Annotated in this window: 16 protein-coding genes and 2 tRNA genes; 16 read left to right on the forward strand and 2 right to left on the reverse strand. The window is 27.5% G+C overall.

Annotation, left to right across the window (positions count from 1 at the left end):
• Positions 1-6: 6 nt before the first annotated feature.
• Positions 7-82: transfer RNA gene (locus tag JG676_RS04030), tRNA-Phe, on the forward strand.
• Positions 83-385: 303 nt separating this feature from the next.
• Here the strand turns inward: JG676_RS04030 and JG676_RS04035 are convergent.
• Together JG676_RS04035 and JG676_RS04040 are read right to left on the reverse strand one after the other, a co-directional pair.
• Positions 386-462 (reverse strand) — tRNA-Ile (locus tag JG676_RS04035).
• Positions 463-516: 54 nt separating this feature from the next.
• The gene (locus JG676_RS04040) at positions 517-1,617 is read right to left on the reverse strand and encodes an FtsW/RodA/SpoVE family cell cycle protein (protein WP_200170117.1); all 1,101 of its coding nucleotides are present in this window, start codon (positions 1,615-1,617) and stop codon (positions 517-519) included.
• Positions 1,618-1,692: 75 nt separating this feature from the next.
• Between JG676_RS04040 and JG676_RS04045 the strand changes: the two genes are divergently transcribed.
• The 15 genes from JG676_RS04045 (at position 1,693) to JG676_RS04115 (ending at position 20,038) form a co-directional block, all read left to right on the forward strand.
• Entirely contained in the window at positions 1,693-2,658 is a 966-nt protein-coding gene (locus tag JG676_RS04045) for an RluA family pseudouridine synthase (protein ID WP_200217381.1), read from the forward strand.
• Positions 2,606-3,811, forward strand: a complete 1,206-nt coding sequence (locus JG676_RS04050; RefSeq protein ID WP_200217382.1) for a fibronectin type III domain-containing protein — start codon at positions 2,606-2,608, stop codon at positions 3,809-3,811. The genes JG676_RS04045 and JG676_RS04050 overlap by 53 nt, the downstream gene beginning before the upstream one ends.
• Positions 3,811-4,986 (forward strand): tRNA (guanosine(46)-N7)-methyltransferase TrmB, encoded by a 1,176-nt coding sequence (trmB, locus tag JG676_RS04055; protein WP_200217383.1) that lies wholly within the window; start codon positions 3,811-3,813, stop codon positions 4,984-4,986. The genes JG676_RS04050 and trmB overlap by 1 nt, the downstream gene beginning before the upstream one ends.
• 73 nt (positions 4,987-5,059) lie before the next feature.
• Positions 5,060-5,725 carry a cell division ATP-binding protein FtsE gene (locus JG676_RS04060; protein ID WP_200170113.1) on the forward strand — a complete coding sequence of 222 codons (666 nt, stop codon included), beginning with the start codon at positions 5,060-5,062 and terminating at the stop codon, positions 5,723-5,725.
• The gene (locus JG676_RS04065) at positions 5,712-6,518 is read left to right on the forward strand and encodes an ABC transporter permease (RefSeq protein ID WP_200170112.1); all 807 of its coding nucleotides are present in this window, start codon (positions 5,712-5,714) and stop codon (positions 6,516-6,518) included. Before JG676_RS04060 ends, JG676_RS04065 begins: the two co-directional genes overlap by 14 nt.
• Positions 6,515-7,699, forward strand: a complete 1,185-nt coding sequence (locus JG676_RS04070; RefSeq protein WP_200217384.1) for a murein hydrolase activator EnvC — start codon at positions 6,515-6,517, stop codon at positions 7,697-7,699. The genes JG676_RS04065 and JG676_RS04070 overlap by 4 nt, the downstream gene beginning before the upstream one ends.
• A gap of 50 nt (positions 7,700-7,749) precedes the next feature.
• On the forward strand, positions 7,750-8,469 hold the full coding sequence (gene pyrH / locus JG676_RS04075) for a UMP kinase (protein ID WP_200170110.1): 720 nt from the start codon (positions 7,750-7,752) through the stop codon (positions 8,467-8,469).
• Positions 8,470-8,478: 9 nt separating this feature from the next.
• Positions 8,479-8,697, forward strand: coding sequence for a DNA-directed RNA polymerase subunit omega (locus JG676_RS04080; RefSeq protein ID WP_200170109.1), 219 nt, complete (start codon positions 8,479-8,481; stop codon positions 8,695-8,697).
• Entirely contained in the window at positions 8,684-10,876 is a 2,193-nt protein-coding gene (locus JG676_RS04085; RefSeq protein ID WP_200217385.1) for a bifunctional (p)ppGpp synthetase/guanosine-3',5'-bis(diphosphate) 3'-pyrophosphohydrolase, read from the forward strand. Before JG676_RS04080 ends, JG676_RS04085 begins: the two co-directional genes overlap by 14 nt.
• Before the next feature lie 12 nt (positions 10,877-10,888).
• Entirely contained in the window at positions 10,889-12,097 is a 1,209-nt protein-coding gene (gene tyrS, locus JG676_RS04090; RefSeq protein ID WP_200217386.1) for a tyrosine--tRNA ligase, read from the forward strand.
• Positions 12,094-13,185: a nitronate monooxygenase gene (locus tag JG676_RS04095; protein ID WP_200170106.1), complete on the forward strand. Its 1,092-nt coding sequence runs from the start codon at positions 12,094-12,096 to the stop codon at positions 13,183-13,185. Before tyrS ends, JG676_RS04095 begins: the two co-directional genes overlap by 4 nt.
• Positions 13,185-15,224: an N-acetylmuramoyl-L-alanine amidase gene (locus JG676_RS04100; RefSeq protein WP_200217387.1), complete on the forward strand. Its 2,040-nt coding sequence runs from the start codon at positions 13,185-13,187 to the stop codon at positions 15,222-15,224. Before JG676_RS04095 ends, JG676_RS04100 begins: the two co-directional genes overlap by 1 nt.
• 5 nt (positions 15,225-15,229) lie before the next feature.
• Entirely contained in the window at positions 15,230-17,062 is a 1,833-nt protein-coding gene (gene mnmC / locus JG676_RS04105) for a bifunctional tRNA (5-methylaminomethyl-2-thiouridine)(34)-methyltransferase MnmD/FAD-dependent 5-carboxymethylaminomethyl-2-thiouridine(34) oxidoreductase MnmC (protein ID WP_200217388.1), read from the forward strand.
• Positions 17,063-17,180: 118 nt separating this feature from the next.
• Entirely contained in the window at positions 17,181-18,320 is a 1,140-nt protein-coding gene (locus JG676_RS04110) for a hydrogenase small subunit (protein WP_200170103.1), read from the forward strand.
• 2 nt (positions 18,321-18,322) lie between these two features.
• A complete protein-coding gene (locus JG676_RS04115) occupies positions 18,323-20,038 on the forward strand; it encodes a nickel-dependent hydrogenase large subunit (protein ID WP_200217389.1) in 1,716 nt (571 codons plus the stop codon).
• The last annotated feature ends 3 nt before the right edge of the window (positions 20,039-20,041 follow it).

The raw sequence follows: 20,041 nt of genomic DNA on the forward strand, positions 1-20,041 counted from the left end.
AAGAATGGTTGGATAGCTCAGTCGGTAGAGCAGCAGACTGAAAATCTGCGTGTCGGCAGTTCGATTCTGCCTCTAACCACCATTTTTTTCTTCATATGTAAAAATATTCCTTTTCTTTATTTTTTAATAAATTTTTTAAGATATAAATTTAAATCATTTTATTTTTTATTGGTAATTTAAATAATTATAACACTATTTATTTTTATAAAATTTTTATTTTTCAAAAAAATAGAGACAAAAAGATAAGCAAGTGAAAATATTTTTTTGTATTACTAGATTTTTTTAATTTTTAAGAATTTATTATGTAGATAATTAATTTAAGTTTTAGTTAAAAATCTATTAGAGTTTCTATATAAATTTATTTTACTAGCTGATAGAGAGATAGTGGTGGATTTAGCAGGACTCGAACCTGCGACCAACCGGTTATGAGCCGGTTGCTCTAACCAACTGAGCTATAAATCCGTTATTTTATTAAAAATGAAGTTGTAATTATAATTAAAATTTCTTAAAAATATTTTATTTTTTGATTTTTTGTGTCCAAAAAAATCTAAAAGTAATTAAATGTTGCAAAATTCCAAAAAAAACCATAAAGGTTGTGAAAGAGCTTCCACCGTGGCTAAAAAATGGTAAAGGAACTCCAACTACGGGAGCAAAACCTATAGTCATAGAAATATTAACCGCCGCATAGATAAAAATAAAAAGTGCTACAGCATTAATGGCCACTCTAGCAAAATAATCTTCTTTAAGTTTATAATTTAAGCTTAAAAGATGAAGTATAAGTAAAATATAAAGTATGATTAAGACAAGACCTCCTAAAAATCCAAATCTTTCTATCATATATGCAAATATAAAATCACTCGTAGAAATAGGCAAGAATTTAAAATGAGTTTGAGTAGCTTCTTCATAAGTTTTTCCAGTTAATCCTCCATTGCCTATAGCTATCATTGATTGAACAACTTGATAACTCGGTTTTTCCGATAAGAAATCGTGAATTCTTTGTTTTTGATACGGTTTTAAAAAATGAGTATAAATCAAAGGAGAACTTAAAGACAATGCTAAAAAAATACTAAGCCAAATTTTATAATTTACTCCAATGATAAAAAGTATTCCAAAACCAACTATAAGTAATATTGTAGCAGTTCCTAAATCCGGTTCTTTGGTAATAAGCAAAAAAGGTAAAAGTATATAAAAGCTTAGTTTTAAAAATTGCTTGACATTGTAGCCATTTCTTGATGGAGGATTTTGGTGGATAAGATAAGCAAGCATTAAAATAAAAAAAGGTTTAAATATTTCAGAAGGTTGAATAGTAAAATGTGTAAAGGGAATTTCAAGCCATCTTTTGGCTCCAAGTTTTTCAACTCCAAAAATATCTACGCTCAAAAGCAAAGCGATATTAAGCCAATAAAATACAGGTATAAGCCATATTAGCTTTCTAAGTGGCAAAAGAAAAAAAAAGCTAAAAGCTAAAAATCCTACACAAGTATAAATAAATTGTTTTTCAGCTAAAAAAGTATTTGCTTCAAATACAAGAAAAAATGATATTAGTATAATAGGCAAAATTAAAATAGGTTGAATATAGTCAAAATGTGTTAAAATACGTCTATCTAGTTTAAACAAAATTAGCCTTATAATTTTAATATATTGAATTATATGTTAAAATTCTTTAATTTTACAAAGGGTTTTAAAAAAATAATGCAAAATTTTTTAGTAAGCAATGATACTCGTTTGGATATTTTTCTAAGTAAAAGCTTAGAACAAAGTCGTAATCAAGTAGCTTTACTCATTAAAAATGGTTATGTTTTAGTTAATCAAAAAATTCAAACTAAAAATTCTTTCAAGCTAAAAATAGGGGATATAGTTGATATTAAAGAAGTAATTTTACAAGAAAAGAAACTTAAATATGAGATAGATTTTGATATAGATATTTTATATGAAGATGATGATGTAATAGTATTAAATAAACCTCCTTATTTAGTCGTCCATGGGGCAAAAAGTGTTAAAGAAGCTACTTTGGTTGATTGGCTTATGCAAAAAAATTATACTCTTTCAAATTTAGGAGGTGAGCTTAGAGCAGGTCTTGTACATAGATTAGATAAACAAACAAGTGGAGCGATAATTGTTGCAAAAAATAATTACTCTCATAAAATTTTAAGCGATCAATTAAAAGATAAATCTATGGGTAGAATTTATCTTGCATTAATTAATTTACCTTTAAAACAAGATAAAATAATAATAGAGAAATTTTTAATAAGATCTCCTAGCAATCCAATTAAGAAAATAGCTATAAATGAAGATTTGGCAGGTGCAAAAAATGCAAAAAGCGCTTTTGTTAATTTAATGATCAATGATGAATTTTGCTTAATTGGAGCGAAGCTTTTTACAGGGAGAACACACCAAATAAGAGCACATTTAGCAAGTTTAAATCGTTATATTTTAGGAGATTGTTTATATGGATATAAAGGAAAAGATGACTTAAGGGTTATGCTTCATGCTTATATTTTATATTTTATTCATCCAAGAACAAAGAAAATGTTATTTATTAACGCTCCTTTGATGGATGATTTTAAAAATAATTTATTGAAAAAATACACTTTAGGAGAATTAGATGAAAAAATTTCAGCTCAAACTTTATTTTCTTTGTTTAATTCTTTTGTTTGATATTGTAAAAGCAAAAGAAGTTTTAATTAACGAATCTCTACCAAAAATAGAAAATTTAAAAAGTATTAGTGAAATGAGTAGTATAGGTTTTGAGTGGGATCCTTTATATGATCAAAATATAGCTGGATTTTATCTTTATCGTGCCAGCGATAGTGAACCAAATTTTAAAATTGTTGCTACAATTAAAGATAAATTTCAAACACATTTTGTTGATACAAAATTAGATCCAAATACTAAATATTTCTATAGCTTAAGAAGTTTTAATGATCAAGGTCATATTTCAGAAGAAGGTAAAGTAATAGAAGTTTATACTATGCCACGTCTTGAAAAAATTCCTTTTGCTGAGGCTATTACAAATTTGCCAAATCGTATTAAGCTTATTTGGCGTCCTCATCCTGATTTGCGTGTAAATTCTTATATTATCGAAAGAATGAAAGAAGGAGAAGGAGAGTTTAAAAAAATAGCAGAAGTTAAAAATCGTTTAAATGCAGAATATATAGATGATAATTTAAAGCCAAATGAAAATTTTACTTATAGAATTTTTGCATTAAGCTTTGATGGTGTAAAAAGTGAGCCAAGCAATATTTTAAATTCAAATTCAAAGGCTTTACCGCCAGAGGTTACTTCCCTAAATGCAAGTTTTGATCAGGTAAATAAAATTTTATTAAATTGGGATAAAAGTGATTATAAAGATTTTTCTTATTATAAGATTTATTCTACAAGTTCAAGCTTCTTGCCTTATACTTTGCTTGCAAAAACTCAAGATAATAATTATGAAGATATAGTAAATGGAAAAAACAAAAGTAAGTATTATAAAGTAACTATAGTAGATAAAGATGGACTTGAAAGTCCTATGCCAAAAAATGCTATAGAGGGAAAAACTTTAGGAGACCCTTTGGCTCCAAGTATTATACTTGCGCAAATTAAAGATGGTGCAATTGAGGTTGAATGGATAGATAATGATAATAGAGCAGTTGAATATATGGTAAAAAGATATGGTGGTGGTAGTACTGCTATTTTTAAAGGTCTTAAAGAAAAAAAACTTAGAGATATTAAAGCTTTACCAGGGGTAGAATATACTTATGAAGTTATTTCTATTGATAATCAAGGTTTAGAGTCTGAACCTTCTAAAAAAGTAAAAGCAGCTCAATAATGCCAAATTTTAAAACTAAAACAATTAAAGAATTAACGTTGCCTTTTTGTAGCAATGGAGTAGAATTTTTATGGAAAGCACATAATAAAAATATTATTTTAATTTTTACAAAAGTAGAAGAAGAAAGTTTTTTTTTACAAATCAAACAAGATGATAAAAATTTTATCATTAAAGCTGACAAGCATTCTAAACCATCTAAAATAACGTATGTACAAAAGGCTTTATTATGTTTTAAAGAAAATTTTTGCAATGATATTGTGAGCGAATCTTTTGCTTTTAAAAAAAATGCTTTAGATAAAAAAATTCCTTTAATAGCATATGATTTTAATGAAGTTTTTGAAAAATTACAAAATTATAAGAAAATTTATATAGAAATAGGTTTTGGCTCAGGAAGACATTTGCTTTATCAAGCTAAAACCCATCAAGATGTTTTGATTTTAGGTATAGAAATATATATCCCAGCTATAGAGCAGGTTGCTAAACTTGCTTTAAGTCAAGAAATAAATAATATTTTATTGATACAAAGTGATGCAAGATTATTATTAAGTGTTTTACAAAAACAAAGCATTGATAGGATTTTTTTACATTTTCCTGTTCCTTGGGATAAAAAACTACATCGTAGAGTAATGAGCGAGGCATTTTCTAAAGAATGTGCTAGAGTGCTTAAAAGCAAAGGGACATTTGAACTTAGGACGGATAGTTATGAGTATTTTAAATATAGTTTAAATATTTTTTTGGAATTTATAAATCCAAAATTTACTATAAAAAAGAATGAAGATTTAAAAATTTCAAGTAAATATGAAGACAGGTGGAAAAAACAAAATAAAGATATTTATGATTTGATTGTTTGTGATCTTAATTTTTGTGAACAAGAAAAAAATATTATAGATTTTGATTTAAAATCAATCTATTTTTCCAAAGAACAATTAAATTCTTTAAATGTTTTTAAAAATAAAACATTTAAATATAAAGATTTTTTTCTTCATATTGAAAATTTTTATTCTACTTTAAATGGTTTGGTTGTAAAAATAGCCTTTGGAGCTTTTAATAAACCAGAACATACTTATATTTTTTTAGGAGATGAGTGTTATTTTGTATTTAAAACTCCTTTTAAAACTTTAGAGAATTTAAAAGCCATAGAAGAATTTAAAAAAATAATTTATCATAAAAAATAAATTATTTTCTTGAATTTTAAGTGAAAATAAAGCAAAATGTTTTATTCGAATTTTTTATTTTTAAGGAAAATTAATGTCTGACCTTATAAAAGCACAAAAATTATCTTTGGGTTATGATGAGTTAGTGATTAAAGAAGCAAGTTTTGCTTTTAAAGATGATGACTTTGTTTTTATTACAGGTAAAAGTGGAAGTGGTAAAAGTACGCTTTTAAAATCATTTTATGGAGATTTAGATTTGCTTTCAGGTCAGCTTGAAATTTGCGGAAGTAGTATGAAAAAAATAGGAAATTTAGAACTTTTAAAATTAAGACAAAAAATAGGTATTATTTTTCAAGATTATCGCTTAATTAAAGAATTTAGTGTTGAAAAAAATGTTATGCTTCCTCTTATGATAAAAGGTTATAGTAAAAAAATATGTCAAGAACAAGCAACTAAACTTTTAAAGCATGTAAATTTGACTTTTAAAGCAGATAAAAAACCAGATCAACTTTCAGGAGGCGAACAGCAACGTGTTGCTATGGCAAGAGCGTTGGCTCATAATCCTAAGCTTTTGCTTTGTGATGAGCCAACTGGAAATTTGGACGAGTATTCATCTGATATTATTTGGACTCTTTTAAAATCAGCTAGAGAGCTTTTAGGAACTTGTGTAGTAGTTGTTACACATAGAATCCCAAGTAATTTAAGGCTTAATTACAGAAGATTTAATATAGAAAATGGAAAAATGAATGAAATTTTTTAAAACACACTTATCTTTAATATTACCTTTACTTTTTATGATGTTTGCTTTTGAGTTTATTTTGTTAACTAATGCTACTTTAAAACATTATGAACAAGTTTTAAACAAAGAATACAATATTATAGTAACTAGTTCAAATGAATTAAGTCAGAATTTGATTAAAACCAAAATTACATCTGTGATATCAGTAGAAGCTTTAGATCCTAAAAAACTTATTGAGAGACTTAAAAATGATATTTCAGATAAAAATTTAAAAACTTTAAGAGCTTCTTTGCCAAAATTTTATACCCTTAAGCTTGATTATCTTCCAACTCAAGAGGAATTAGCGCAAATTAAGACCAATCTTTTAACAATACCTGGAATTAATAAGGTTGAAACTTTTTCAAAGACCCACGATAAAATATATTCTTTGCTTGTTTTTATTAAAGTGATATTTTGGTTTTTTATGTGTATTATTATCTTGCTTTCATTTGTGTTATTTTTAAAACAAATGAGAATATGGCTTTATGAGCATACACAAAGAGTTGAGATTATGTGTTTATTTGGTGCGCCATTTTGGTTTAGATCTTTTATGCTTTATAAAATTGTTTTAATTGATTGTTTAATTGCATATTTAATTTTGCTTATATTTTTTACACAAATTTATAATTTTTCATTCATACAAGAAAGTCTAAATTCTATTGATCTTATTTTGCCTAAAATTAATTTTATTTTACATTTAAGTGGAATTTTTATTTTTACTTTGTTAATTTGCTTAATTTGTGTTAATTCTGTAATGTTTAAGGTTAAAAAATGAAAAAAATCTTTTTTCTTTTTTTTTGTTTTTTAAGTTTATTTGCTAATGAAATTTCAGAAAAAACTAAAAATTTAGAAAGCAATAAAAGAATTCAAGAACAACTTAATAAAAAATTAGAAGATTTAGCAAATGATATTTTAAATGGGGAAAAAAAATTAAAAGAACTAAATAATCAAATTCAAACCTTAAGTTTGCAAACAAATAAATTAGAAGCTAATGCTAAAACACAAAATCAAGAGCTTCAAACTTTAACTTCTCAAAACAAAGAATTGCTTAAAAGTAAAGCTTTAATGGAAAATAAACTTATAGTTTTAATGGCTAAAGATTTTGCCTATGATTTACCTATTCCACAAGGTTATATAGAGAGCCAAGAAAGCTTTATGGCTTTTGAAGTTTTAGGAGGACTTGATAAAGTTTTAGGTGAAGAGATCTTTAAACTTTCAAAAGATTATGAAGATGTAACACGTCTTATTGATGATAAGCAAGCTCAAATTCAAAAAATTAATCTTAGTCTTAAAGATTATAATGAACAAATTACTAAATTACAACTTCTAAAACAAAATCAACTTAATGAAATTAACAAACAAAAAACAGATAGAAGTATTTATGCTAAAAAATTAGATGATTTGCAAGCTCAACAAGAAGAATTAAGAAAAACTTTAAATCAATTAAAAATTATCCAAAGTAAAAAACAAGAAGAAGCAAATGATAATAAGTTAAAACCTTCAAATAATAATCAGCAAGCTATCAGACAACTTGGCTCAAGTTATCAAGGTGGCAATATTAAAAAATATACTGGAAAAAAAACTATAGCTCCTTTAGACTCTTTTACTGTAAAACAAAAGTTTGGTAATTATTTAGATCCTATATATAATATAAAAATTTTTAATGAAAACGTTATATTAAGAAGTACAAAAAGTGATGCAACGGTTCGAAGTGTTTTAGATGGCAAAGTTGTATTTGCTAAGGATACTTCTATGCTTCAAAGGGTTGTTATTATAGAACATAGTAATGGTATTCATACTATTTATGCACATTTAGACAAAATAGCGCCAACAATCAAAGTAGGAAAAAATGTTAAAAAGGGTTCGGTTGTTGGGAGAATTAAAAATGATTTAACTTTTGAAGTTACTCAAGAAAATTTCCATATTAATCCGTTAGAGCTTATTAGTTTAAATTAGCTAATTTTAATAGAAGTTAAAATATAATTTTATAAGTTTAAGGAGGAAAAATGCATCAAGATAAAAAAAGAGTTTTAGTAAAATTTTCAGGAGAAGCTTTGGCTGGGGAAAATGGCTTTGGAATTGAAAATTCTATTTTAAAATTCATTGCTGCAGAAATTAAAACTTTAATTCAAAATCAAATTGAAGTTGGTATTGTTATAGGTGGAGGCAATATAATAAGAGGTGTTTCTGCATCAAAAGGTGGTCTTATTAAAAGAACAAGCGCTGATCATATGGGAATGCTTGCAACGGTTATTAATGCTATTGCAATTCAAGAAGCGTTAGAAAGCTATGGACTTGATGTTAGAGTTCAAAGTGCTATACAAATGGAAGCTTTTTGTGAAACTTATATCATGAGAAGAGCTCAAAGACATTTAGAAAAAGGTCGTGTTGTAATTTTTGCTGCAGGAACTGGAAACCCTTATTTTACTACCGATACAACTGCTATTTTAAGAGCTGTTGAAATTGATGCTCATATGGTTATTAAAGCTACTAAAGTTGATGGAATTTATGATAAAGATCCAAATAAATTCGAAGATGCAAAATTTTTAAATACTCTAAATTATGATGAAGCAATGCAGGATAATATAAAAGTAATGGATGATACTGCAATTGCTTTAGCAAAAGATAATGCTTTACCTATTGTAGTGTGCAATATGTTTAAAGAGGGAAATTTGTTAAAAATAATACAAGGCGATACTAGTCTTTGTTCTATAGTAAAAAATTAAAGGATAAAAATGTTAAGGATTGAAGAAATTACTGCCAAAGCTTTAAAAAAGATGAATAATGATCGTTATAGACTATCTTTAGTTGTTGCAAAAAGAGCGGAACAATTAGCTAATGGTGCTACTTGTTTAGTTGAACTTGATAAAAATAAAGTAAAATTAACAGATATTGCTTTATATGAAATTGCAAATGATAAAATTACCTTAGAGGGTTTAGTTGAAGTTAATTGATGAAGAATTACTACTTGAAAAACTAATAGAACAAGTTAAAAATTGTAAAAATCTTGAAGAAGCAAAACAGCTTCTTTGTGCTATTTTTAAACCTGATTCTATATTGGAAAAAGCAGTAAATTGTTGTATCACTTATCATAAAGGGCAAGTACGAAAAAGTGGGGAACCTTATGCTGTACATCCTATTTTGGTAGCTGCTTTGGTAGCTTTTTTAAGTGATAATAAGTCTTGTGTAATTGCTGCTTTACTTCACGATGTGATTGAGGATACTTACTGCACAGAAGAAGAATTAGAAGAAAAATTTGGTTCTGAGGTTTTAAAACTTGTTTTAGGGCTTACTAAAATTATTGAGATTAGAGAAGATAATCTTATTAGTTCAAAATCTAAACAAAATTTAACTAAATCAGCTTTGACATTTAGAAATATGCTTTTAGCAGGAATTGAAGATGTTGGAGTCTTGGTTGTAAAGCTTTGTGATAGACTTCACAATATGCTTACTCTAGATGCTTTAAGAAGTGAAAAGCAAAAAAGAATTAGCGAAGAAACATTAGTTGTTTATGCTCCTATTGCTCATAGACTTGGAATTTCAAGTATTAAAAATCATCTTGAAGATTTAAGCTTTAAATATTTAATGCCAGATGAATATAATCAAATTAATCGCTATATTAATTCTAATAATCAACATATGCAACTTGGTCTTAATGAATTTATTTCTAAAATAGAACTTTTATTTTTAAACAATGGTTTTAGACAGGGAAGTTTTGAAATTCAAAAACGCATTAAACATAGTTATTCTATATATCTTAAGATGCAAAGAAAAGGTATAGGTATTGAGGAAGTTTTGGATTTATTAGGTGTTAGAATTTTAGTAGAAAAAGTAAGTGATTGTTATCTTGCTTTGGGGATTTTACATACACATTTTAATCCTTTAATTTCTCGTTTTAAAGATTATATAGCTTTGCCAAAACAAAATGGATATCAAACATTGCATACAACTTTGTTTGATACAAAAAATATTATTGAAGCACAAATTAGAACTTTTGATATGCATAAAATTGCAGAATATGGAATAGCAGCTCATTGGAGATATAAAGAGGGAAATGTAGCTGTGCCTAAACTTGATTGGATAAATGATCTTTCTTCAAATGAAGTTTTAAATTCGCAAGATTATAGTGCAATAGAGCTTTATGAATATGCTAAAGATAGCTTATATGTTGAAGATATAGCCGTTTATTCTCCTAAAGGAGAAATTTTTACTTTACCACGTGGAGCAACTGCTCTTGATTTTGCTTATGAAATACATACTAAAATAGGACTTCACGCAAAAAGTGCTTATGTAAATCGAATCAAGGTTCCGCTTTTAACAGAACTTAAGAATGGGGATATTGTTCATATCATAACAAGTGATGAAAAATTTTATCGTTGTTCTTGGATAGATAGTGTAAAAACTGGAAAAGCAAAAGCTAGTATAAGGGAATTTTGTAAACAAAAATCAAGAGAAATTAATCTTATTAATGTAATTAATATTTTATGTTTTATTTTTGGAACTTCTAAAAATCAGATTGAAAATTGGATTGAAAAAGAGAATCTAAAAAGAAGGATAAGACAAGCTTCTAATGATAAAGTATATTTGCAAGATATTGTTAATGGGCTTAAAAAATATGCAAAAAAATCTTATTGGTTTGATAAATACGAGATTAAAGAGCAAAAGATAGGGAATTTTATTCTTTATTCAAATCATAAAATTTCAAATATAGAATTTGACTATTGTTGCCATCCAAAATATGGAGACTCTATAATGGCTTTTGTTCATTCTGGAAATGCTATGGTTCATCATAAATTTTGTGAAAGAGCTGATAAGATGCTTGAAGAAAATAAAGATATGGTTTTTATAAAATGGGATGCTAAAATTCCAAAAAGTTATAAACTTCTCTTTTCTTTGGAGAATAAAAAAGGTGCTTTAGCTGAATTTTTGGCTTTACTTGCTAAAATGCAAATAAATTTATTAAAAATTAATTTATTTAATGAGAAAAGTTCTATTGTAGATTATTTTGAAATTATAATAGAATTTTTAGATGATATTAATCCTGAGCTTATAAAAGATAGATTAAAAACTCATTGTAAAATTTTAGATTTTGTATCTTTAAATGATGCATATAAAGAAAGTTGGTGTATATAGTAAAGGATAAAAATGGATATAGTAAATATTTTAGCCGAGATCAAAAGAGGATGTGCTGAGATTATTGATGAAGAAAAAATAGAAAATTTAATTAAAAATTATTATGAAAAAGGCGAAAATTTTTTTATCAAAGCAGGTTTTGATCCAACTGCTCCTGATTTGCATTTAGGTCATAGTGTAGTTTTAAATAAAATGGCTTTTTTACAAAAACATGGAGCTATAGTGCAGTTTTTAATTGGTGATTTTACGGGGCAAATTGGCGATCCAAGTGGTAAAAATGCTACTAGAAAAAAACTGGATAAAGAACAAGTTTTAAAAAATGCAAAAACTTATGAAGATCAAGTTTTTAAAATTTTAGATAAAGATAAGACTCAGATTCAATTTAATTCTGTTTGGCTAAATGAACTCGGAGCAAGTGGATTGGTTGAACTTACTTCAACTTTTAGTGTAGCTAGAATGCTAGAAAGAGATGATTTTACCAAACGCTTTAAAGAGCAAAGTCCTATTAGTATTTGTGAGTTTTTATATCCTTTGCTTCAAGGTTATGATAGTGTTGTACTTAAAAGTGATATAGAAATGGGTGGAACGGATCAAAAATTTAATCTTTTAATGGGAAGAACATTGCAAAGAATTTATAATACAAATAAAGAACAAGCTATTATAATGATGCCTCTTTTAGAAGGCTTAGATGGCGTTAATAAAATGAGTAAAAGTTTAAATAATTATATAGGTGTTACAGAAAAAGCTAATGATATGTATGCTAAAATTTTAAGTATTAGTGATGAACTTATGTTTAGATACTATGAGCTTTTAAGTCAAAAAAGTTTAGCTGAACTTGATACCATAAAAGAAAATATTAAAAATAATAAACTTCATCCTAAAGTAGCTAAAGAAAATTTGGCTTTAGAAATAGTGGAACGTTTTCATTCTAAAGAACAAGCAAATAATGCAAAGATAGAATTTGATAAAATTCATAGTTTTAATGCTTTGCCAAGTGAAATTGAAGAATTTGAGTTTAAAGGAGAAAGTATTTGGCTTGCCAAGGCTTTGGTATTTTGTGGCTTAGAAAATTCAACTTCTTCAGCAAGAAGAAGTATATTAGCTAATTCTGTAAGTATTAATGGCAATAAAACCAAAGAAGAACAAATGCAACTTTATAAGGGTGAATATATTATACAAATTGGTAAAAGAAAATTTGCGAAGTTAAAGGTAGTTCAATGAGTTTTAAACCTTTAAAAATAGGAAAACATACTATAAAATACCCTATATTGCAAGGTGGTATGGGGCTTGGTATAAGCTGGGATAGGCTGGCTTCTGCAGTATCTTTAAATGGGGGACTTGGAATTATTTCATCCGTTGGAACAGGATATTATGGGAATTTGCAATATGTAAGCAAGGAATTTAATTCAAGACCTTATGGAAGTGAAAATTTTTATTCACGTAAAGGCTTGCAAGCATTAATTGATAATGCTAGAAAAATTTGTAAAGATGCACCTTTAGGGTGTAATATACTTTATGCTAGCAATGATTATGCTAGAATTGTGCGTGATGCTTGTGAAGTCGGTTTTAATGTTATTATTTCAGGAGCAGGTCTTCCTACAAATTTACCAGAATTTACTGCAGATTTTCCAGATGTAGCCCTTGTTCCTATTATTTCATCTGCTAAGGCTTTAAGGATTATTTGTAAAAGATGGCTTGGGCGTTATAATCGTTTGCCAGATGCTGTTATTTTAGAAGGACCAAAAAGTGGAGGACATCAAGGTTTTACTTACGAGCAATGTTTAAATCCTGCTTATAAACTTGAAAATTTAATTACTCCTGTATTAGAAGAAGTAAAAAATTGGGGTTCTTTTCCTGTTATAGCTGCTGGTGGAATTTGGGATAAAAATGATATTGAAAAAATGCTTTCTTTAGGGGCAAGTGGGGTTCAAATGGGGACAAGGTTTATTGGGACCTTTGAATGTGATGCAAGTGATGAATTTAAAAAAGTTTTACTTGAATGCAAAGAAGATGATATTAAACTTATAAAATCTCCTGTAGGATATCCAGCAAGAGGAATTCAAACTAATTTGCTTGATTTGGTTGAAAAAAGAATGGGACCAAAAATTAATTGCGTAAGCAATTGTGTTTCTCCTTGTGAAAGAGGTAAGGAAGCTACAAAAGTAGGGTATTGTATTGCTGATAGGCTTTTTGATGCTTATTATGGAAAAAAAGAAACGGGATTGTTTTTTACAGGAGCTAATGGCTATCGTTTAGAAAAATTAATAAGTGTTAAAGAGCTTATAGATAAACTTGTTAATGGGGAATAATGCCTAAAATTTTAGTATTATTTTTTATTTTTGTTAATTTTTGTTTTGGTGCTTTTGAAAACGAATTATCAAATTTTGATAAAAATTTTATTAATGCAAACAATCAAGAACAAGTTAAATTTCATCACCAGCTTAAAAGTCTTTATATACAAAGCGTAATACAAGATGATGAAAAATCTAAAATAGAAGTTTTAAAACGTTTAATCATTAGTTCTAATGCTCTAAATTTAGATGATAAGTCTTATGCTAATGAATTAGAAGAAAGCGGAGTGAAACAAAATGTTATTAATGCTTTAAGAGAAGTCATTATAAAACTTAAAGATGAAAAATCTAAAACATCAACAAAGGTAAGTTCTAAAAATGATACTCAAATTATTCAAGCATCAAATTCTTTAAATAAAAAAAATAAAGAAGAACAGGCTAAACCAAAGCAAATTAAGCAAAATGAGATTGAAGATCAAGATAAAAAAATAATAGATAAAAATTTAACAAAAAATATCAATCAAAATAAACAAGATACTAATTCTCAAAGTGATATTAAAAAGGATAAAATTTATATTTTATCTTCAAAAAAGAATGATCAAGGTGTTGAATTAAGTCTTAATTCAAATTTAAAAAAGGAAGATATTAAAAATTTTATTTTAGATGAAAAAAATAATTTTCGTTATATTATTGATTTTGGAGCTATTTTAGAAGGTGGAAGAAAAAAATATGATTTTAATGATTATAGTATAGTAATTTCTCAATATAATCCTAAAACAACGCGTATTGTTGTTTATGCTAAAGAGAGATTTCCTATTAATTTTAAGCTTGATGAGAATAAAATAAGTATTTTAGCAACACAAAAGGAGCAAGAAAAAAAGAAAAATTCTATTCAAGAAAAAAGTAAACAAGAAAATATTATAGATAAAAAAATAAGCAAACAAGAAGTAAAATCTCGGACTACGGAAAAAAAACAAATTCAAAATATAAATGAGAAAAAAAATCAAAAAGAAGAAACACTTTATGTTTTAGATGTGGATAAAGTTTTAAATGGAGTAGTTTTAAATTTAAGTAAAGATGTTGATGAGAAAGAAATTAATTCTTTTAGCTCAAAAGAACAAAATATTTTTAGACATATTATAAGTTTTAAAGGTGTTTTAGAAGGATCGCGCAAAAGTTTTAGCTTTAAACAAAATACAATTACAGTAGCACAATATAATCCTAAAACTATTCGTATAGTTTTAAGCGGACCAAAAGAATTTCAATTTACACAAGATGTAAGTGATAAAACTTTAATGATAGCTTTTCAAGATTCAAAAAATACTACAAAAATTAATTCTAATAAGAGTGCTTTAAATTCAAATTTTAGATCTAAAAAACTTATAGTAATTGATGCAGGACACGGAGGAAAAGATAGTGGTGCTTTAAGTGATAAAGCAGGCACTTTAAAAGAAAAAAATATAGTATTAGATACAGCTTTAAAGCTTGGCAATGAACTTAAAAAAAAGGGTTATAAGGTTCTTTATACTAGAAGTACAGATAAATTTATCAATCTAAGAGATAGAACTAAATTTGCTAATGATAAAAAAGCTGATTTATTTATATCAATCCATGCAAATGCAGCTCCTAATGCTAAAAAAGCTAAAAGTGCTGAAGGGGTTGAAACTTTCTTTTTAAGTCCAGCAAGAAGTGAAAGAAGTAAAAAAGCTGCTGAAAAAGAAAATCAGGGAGATTTTGAAGAAATTAATTATTTTTCAAAACAAAGTATCTTAAATTTTTTAAATCGTGAAAAAATTATAGCGTCAAATAAATTTGCTATTGATGTTCAAAAAAATATTCTTTCTCAAGTAAGAAAAAAATATAAAGTTGTTGATGGTGGGGTAAGAGAGGCTCCTTTTTGGGTTTTAGTTGGGGCGCAAATGCCAGCAATTTTAATTGAAATAGGCTATATTACTCATCCAAATGAAGGTAAAAGAATAGCAAATAAAAATTTTCAAGATACTTTAGCTAAGGGAATAGTAGATGGAGTGGAAAGTTATTTTTATAACAATCGTTAAAGAATATGAAAAAAGCTAATATTATTTTTAAAGATAATACTCCTTTTTCTTTAGATTTTGATGATTTTTATTTTAATTCTAAAGATGGCTTAAACGAAAGTAAATATATCTATAGTGAAGCTTTTGAATTTACACAAGAAGATAATTTTGTAATTGCTGAATTAGGTTTTGGTATAGGCTTAAATTTTTTTCTTACTTTAAAAAGATTTTTAAAATCCACAAAAAGACCTAAAAAACTTTTTTATATTAGCATAGAAGGTTTTTATATAGAAAAAGAATTTTTAAGAGAAATTTATAAAAAATTAGGATTTTATGATGAATTTAAAGAGTATTTAGAAGAATTTTTGAAATTTTATCCAAAATGTAAAAAAGGGTATTATCGTTTTTATTTTAAAGATTGTTTTTTAGATCTTGTTTTTAGTGATATTAATGTTTTAAACGATCTTGAGTTTAAAGCAGATGTTTGGTATTTAGATGGTTTTTCTCCTAATAAAAATAAAGAAATGTTTGATGAAAAGCTTGTATTTAATATGACAAGATTATCAAATTTTAAGGCTCAAGTTTGCACTTTTTCTGCTTCAAGCTTTTTAAGAAAAAACCTTGAAAAATTTGGCTTTGAAACAAAAAAAGTTGCTGGTTTTAAAAAAAGAGAAATGCTTAGAGCTTTTTTTAAAGGATATTTAGTTAAAGATAAAGAAGCTTATTTTGCCAAAATAGATCAAAAAGCAAAAAATAAAAAAGTTGCAATTATAGGATCAGGCATTTGCGCTGCATTGCTTGCTTATGAGCTTAGTTTAAGAGGATTTGATATTAGCATTTTTGAAAAACATTCTTCTTTAGGTTGTGGCGCAAGTGGCAATGAAAGTGGAATTTTAAGCTCTTTAATCTTAAAACCTAATGTTTCTTTAGGAGAATTTTCCCAAGAATCTTTTATTGAAGCAAGTCGTTTTTATAGACAAATTCTTAATTTATCTTTTGATGGGGTATTTGAATTTGCTCATAATGATTTAATGAAGCAAAGATTTTTAAGTCAAAAAAATAACCCTTTATTTGCTATAAAAGATAATCAAGCTTTTTTAGAAGATGGTGGCGTTATAGACCCTAAAGAAATTGTAAAAACACTGTTTGCAAAAAGCAATGCTAAAATTTTCTTTAATCATCAATTTATAAGTTATGAATATGCTAATGATCTTTTTTCACTTCAATTTAAAGAAGCTGAAAAGAAAGATGGTTTTGGAATTTTAATTTATGCTTTAGGCTCAGATGCTAAAGATTTTATAAATTATGATGGGATGAATTTAAGCAAAGTTAGAGGTCAGGTTACTCATTTAAAACCTGTTTTAGATATTAAATATTCTTTGTCTTCAAAAGGTTATATTTGTCCTATAAAAAATGATATACAAGTAATTGGAGCAAGTTATGATCGCTTAGATGATAGCTTAACTCCTAAAGATTTAGATGATAAAGAAAATATAGAAAAAGTCAGCGAATTTTTAAAAGATAAAAACATTGCTATTATTGGTTCAAAAGTAGGTTTTAGATCTTATTCAAGTGATAGGTTTTGTATAGTAGGAGCTGCTTATGATGAGCAGTTTTATAAAATAAATTATAAAAATTTATTATGGACTAAAAACAAAGAACAAAATTTTGGAAAGAATATTCCTAATCTTTATTTAAATTTTGCACATGGATCAAGAGCTTTTGGAACAAGCATTTTAGCTGCTAGGTATATTTGTTATCTAATCAATAAAGAGCCTTTAGGTTTTTTTAAAAAATTTGTTTCTGATATACATCCTGCAAGATTTTTGATTAGAAAACTAAAAAAAGGTTTATTATAAAATTAGTATTTAATTTACAAAATATTATAAATAATAAATCAAAATTTAACTTTAATTTAAATTTCTTTATTTTATTATACATTCATAATAAAATAAATTTACCATGCAAGGAATAAGGATGATTGATTATAAAAAAATTGATTTCCGTTTAAAAATGCTTGAAAAACTCCCTTCTTTAAAAACTAATGATTCTATAGTAAATGCTTTAGAAAAATCAGGTTTTACTAGAAGAGATTTTATGAAATGGGCAGCAGCTATGACAGCTTTTTTGGCGCTACCAGCAAGCTTTACTCCTGTAGTAGCTCGTGCTGCTGAATTGGCTGATAGACTTCCTGTTATATGGTTGCATATGGCAGAATGTACAGGTTGTTCAGAGAGTTTATTAAGAACGGATACACCAACTATTGATAGTTTGATTTTTGATTATATTTCTTTAGAGTATCATGAAACTATTATGGCAGCAGCAGGTTGGCAAGCTGAAGAGAATTTAGAAAATGCTATTGTTAAATATAAAAATAAATATATTTTAATGGTAGAAGGGGGTATTCCTTCCGGAGACACAGAGTATTTTTTAACTATAGGCCCAAAAGGAAAGAGTGGATTTGAAATAGCAAAAGAAGCAAGTGAAAATGCTTTAGCTATTTTTGCTATAGGAACATGCTCATCCTTTGGAGGAATTCAAGCAGCAAGACCAAATCCAAGTAATTCTAAAGCTTTATCGAAAATAACAAATAAAACTGTTATTAATATCCCTGGTTGCCCTCCTAGTGAAAAAAATATTGTAGGAAATGTTTTACATTATATACTTTTTGGAGAACTTCCATCTTTAGATGTTTATAATAGACCAAAATGGGCTTATGGTTTAAGAATTCACGACCTTTGCGAAAGAAGAGGGCATTTTGATGCAGGTGAATTTGTCCATTCTTTTGGAGATGAGGGTGCTAAAAATGGTTATTGTCTTTATAAAGTAGGTTGCAAAGGACCTTATACTTTTAATAATTGCTCAAGAGAAAGGTTTAATCAACATACTTCATGGCCTATTCAAGCTGGACATGGTTGTATAGGTTGTTCAGAGCCTGATTTTTGGGATACTATGGGGCCATTTGAAGAACCTATGGCAAGTCGCAAATTTGATACAGTATTTGGTTTAGGTGCTGATAGTGTTTCTGATAAAATTGGTATAGGGGTTCTTACTCTTACAGGTGTTGCAATTGCGGCACACGCTATTATATCTTCTGCACAAAAAGACAAGGAATAATAATGAATCAAAAAATTATTGTAGATCCAATTACAAGAATTGAAGGACATTTAAGAGTTGAGGTTGTTGTTGATGAAAACAATATAGTAAAAGAAGCTTATGCGGGTTCAACCTTATGGCGCGGTATTGAGGTTATTGTTAAAGGACGTGATCCAAGAGATGCTGGTTTTATGACCCAAAGAATTTGTGGAGTTTGCACCTTTTCTCATTATAAGGCAGGAATTGTTGCTGTTGAAAATGCTTTAGGGATTACTCCTCCGCTTAATGCTTTGCTTACTAGAACTTTAATGAATGCTGCTTTATTTTTACATGATCATATAGTTCATTTTTATCAACTTCATGGTCTTGATTGGGCTGATGTTGTAAGTGCTTTAAGTGCTGATGTAAAAAAAGCTAGTGATATTGCATTTGATTATACTTCTAATCCTTATGCAACAGGAGCAGATAAACTTTTAGAAGTACAACAAAGACTTAAAACTTTTGTTGATAAAGGAAATTTAGGTCCTTTTGCTAATGCTTATTATGGACATCCAACTTATCGTCTAAGCCCGGAACAAAATCTTATAGTGCTTTCTCATTATCTTGAGTGCTTAAGAATACAAAGAACAATTGCTCAGTGTATGGCTATTTTTGGTGCTAAAAATCCGCATCCTCAAAGTTTAACCGTAGGGGGAGTAACTTGTGTAATGGATTTATTATCTCCTTCTAGAATGGGTGAATATATGAGTAAATTTCAAGAAGTTGCAGATTTTGTTAATCGTGCTTATTATCCTGATCTTGTTATGGCAGCTAAGGCTTATGCAAATGAAGCAAGTGTCTTAAATGATGTAGGTGTTTCAAATCTTTATACTTTTAAAGAATTTCAACTTGGAAGAAATGAATGGCTTTTTGAAAGTGGTATTATTAAAAATGGTGATTTAAGCAAGGTTTATGAAGTTGATGAGGATAAGATTACAGAAGAAGCAACTCACTCTTGGTACGCAGATAATGAAGCTTTACATCCTTATGATGGAAAAACTAATCCAAATTATACAGGTCTAATAGATGGTGAAAGCATAGATCACAAAGGAAATAAGGTATCTTCTAAAGTATTTGATACTAAAGGTAAATATAGCTGGATTAAAGCACCAAGATATGATGGAGAACCTATGCAAGTAGGACCTTTAGCAAATATTGTAATTAATTATGCTAAAGGCAATAAAAATGTTATTCCTGTTGTAGATGAATTTTTAAAAGAAACAGGACTTCCTTTAAATGCTATATTTAGTACGCTTGGAAGAACAGCAGCTCGTTGTTTAGAAGCAAAAATAGTAGCAAATAATGCTTTAAGAGCTTTTGATAATTTAGTAGAAAATTTAAAGATAGATCAAAGTACTTGTGCTCCATATGTAATTGATAATTCTAAAGAATATAAAGGTCATTATATGGGACATGTACCTCGTGGAGCATTAAGTCATTGGTGTCGTATTAAAAATGGAGTAATTGAAAATTGGCAAGCGGTAGTTCCATCAACTTGGAATGCAAGTCCAAAAGATGCCAAAGGAGTAGGTGGAAGCTATGAACAATGTTTAATAGGCTTAAAAATTGCTGATGTAAAGCAGCCACTTGAAATTATTAGAAAAATTCATTCTTATGATCCTTGTATTGCTTGTGCTGTTCATGTTATGGATACAAAAGGTAATAATTTAAGTGAATATAAAGTCAATGTAAATTTATAGGAG

Origin of the sequence: Campylobacter sp. 2018MI34 (assembly GCF_016598975.1) — a bacterium.
GTDB lineage: Bacteria > Campylobacterota > Campylobacteria > Campylobacterales > Campylobacteraceae > Campylobacter_D.

What these genes read in the sequence shown, in the direction of transcription:
- JG676_RS04060 (WP_200170113.1), top strand. Translation starts at nt 5,060, where the DNA reads ATGTCTGACCTTATAAAAGCACAAAAATTATCTTTGGGTTATGATGAG.
- trmB (WP_200217383.1), top strand. Translation starts at nt 3,811, where the DNA reads ATGCCAAATTTTAAAACTAAAACAATTAAAGAATTAACGTTGCCTTTT.
- JG676_RS04100 (WP_200217387.1), top strand. Translation starts at nt 13,185, where the DNA reads ATGCCTAAAATTTTAGTATTATTTTTTATTTTTGTTAATTTTTGTTTT.
- JG676_RS04095 (WP_200170106.1), top strand. Translation starts at nt 12,094, where the DNA reads ATGAGTTTTAAACCTTTAAAAATAGGAAAACATACTATAAAATACCCT.
- JG676_RS04110 (WP_200170103.1), top strand. Translation starts at nt 17,181, where the DNA reads ATGATTGATTATAAAAAAATTGATTTCCGTTTAAAAATGCTTGAAAAA.
- JG676_RS04080 (WP_200170109.1), top strand. Translation starts at nt 8,479, where the DNA reads ATGTTAAGGATTGAAGAAATTACTGCCAAAGCTTTAAAAAAGATGAAT.
- pyrH (WP_200170110.1), top strand. Translation starts at nt 7,750, where the DNA reads ATGCATCAAGATAAAAAAAGAGTTTTAGTAAAATTTTCAGGAGAAGCT.
- mnmC (WP_200217388.1), top strand. Translation starts at nt 15,230, where the DNA reads ATGAAAAAAGCTAATATTATTTTTAAAGATAATACTCCTTTTTCTTTA.
- tyrS (WP_200217386.1), top strand. Translation starts at nt 10,889, where the DNA reads ATGGATATAGTAAATATTTTAGCCGAGATCAAAAGAGGATGTGCTGAG.
- JG676_RS04065 (WP_200170112.1), top strand. Translation starts at nt 5,712, where the DNA reads ATGAAATTTTTTAAAACACACTTATCTTTAATATTACCTTTACTTTTT.
- JG676_RS04115 (WP_200217389.1), top strand. Translation starts at nt 18,323, where the DNA reads ATGAATCAAAAAATTATTGTAGATCCAATTACAAGAATTGAAGGACAT.
- JG676_RS04070 (WP_200217384.1), top strand. Translation starts at nt 6,515, where the DNA reads ATGAAAAAAATCTTTTTTCTTTTTTTTTGTTTTTTAAGTTTATTTGCT.
- JG676_RS04045 (WP_200217381.1), top strand. Translation starts at nt 1,693, where the DNA reads ATGCAAAATTTTTTAGTAAGCAATGATACTCGTTTGGATATTTTTCTA.
- JG676_RS04050 (WP_200217382.1), top strand. Translation starts at nt 2,606, where the DNA reads ATGAAAAAATTTCAGCTCAAACTTTATTTTCTTTGTTTAATTCTTTTG.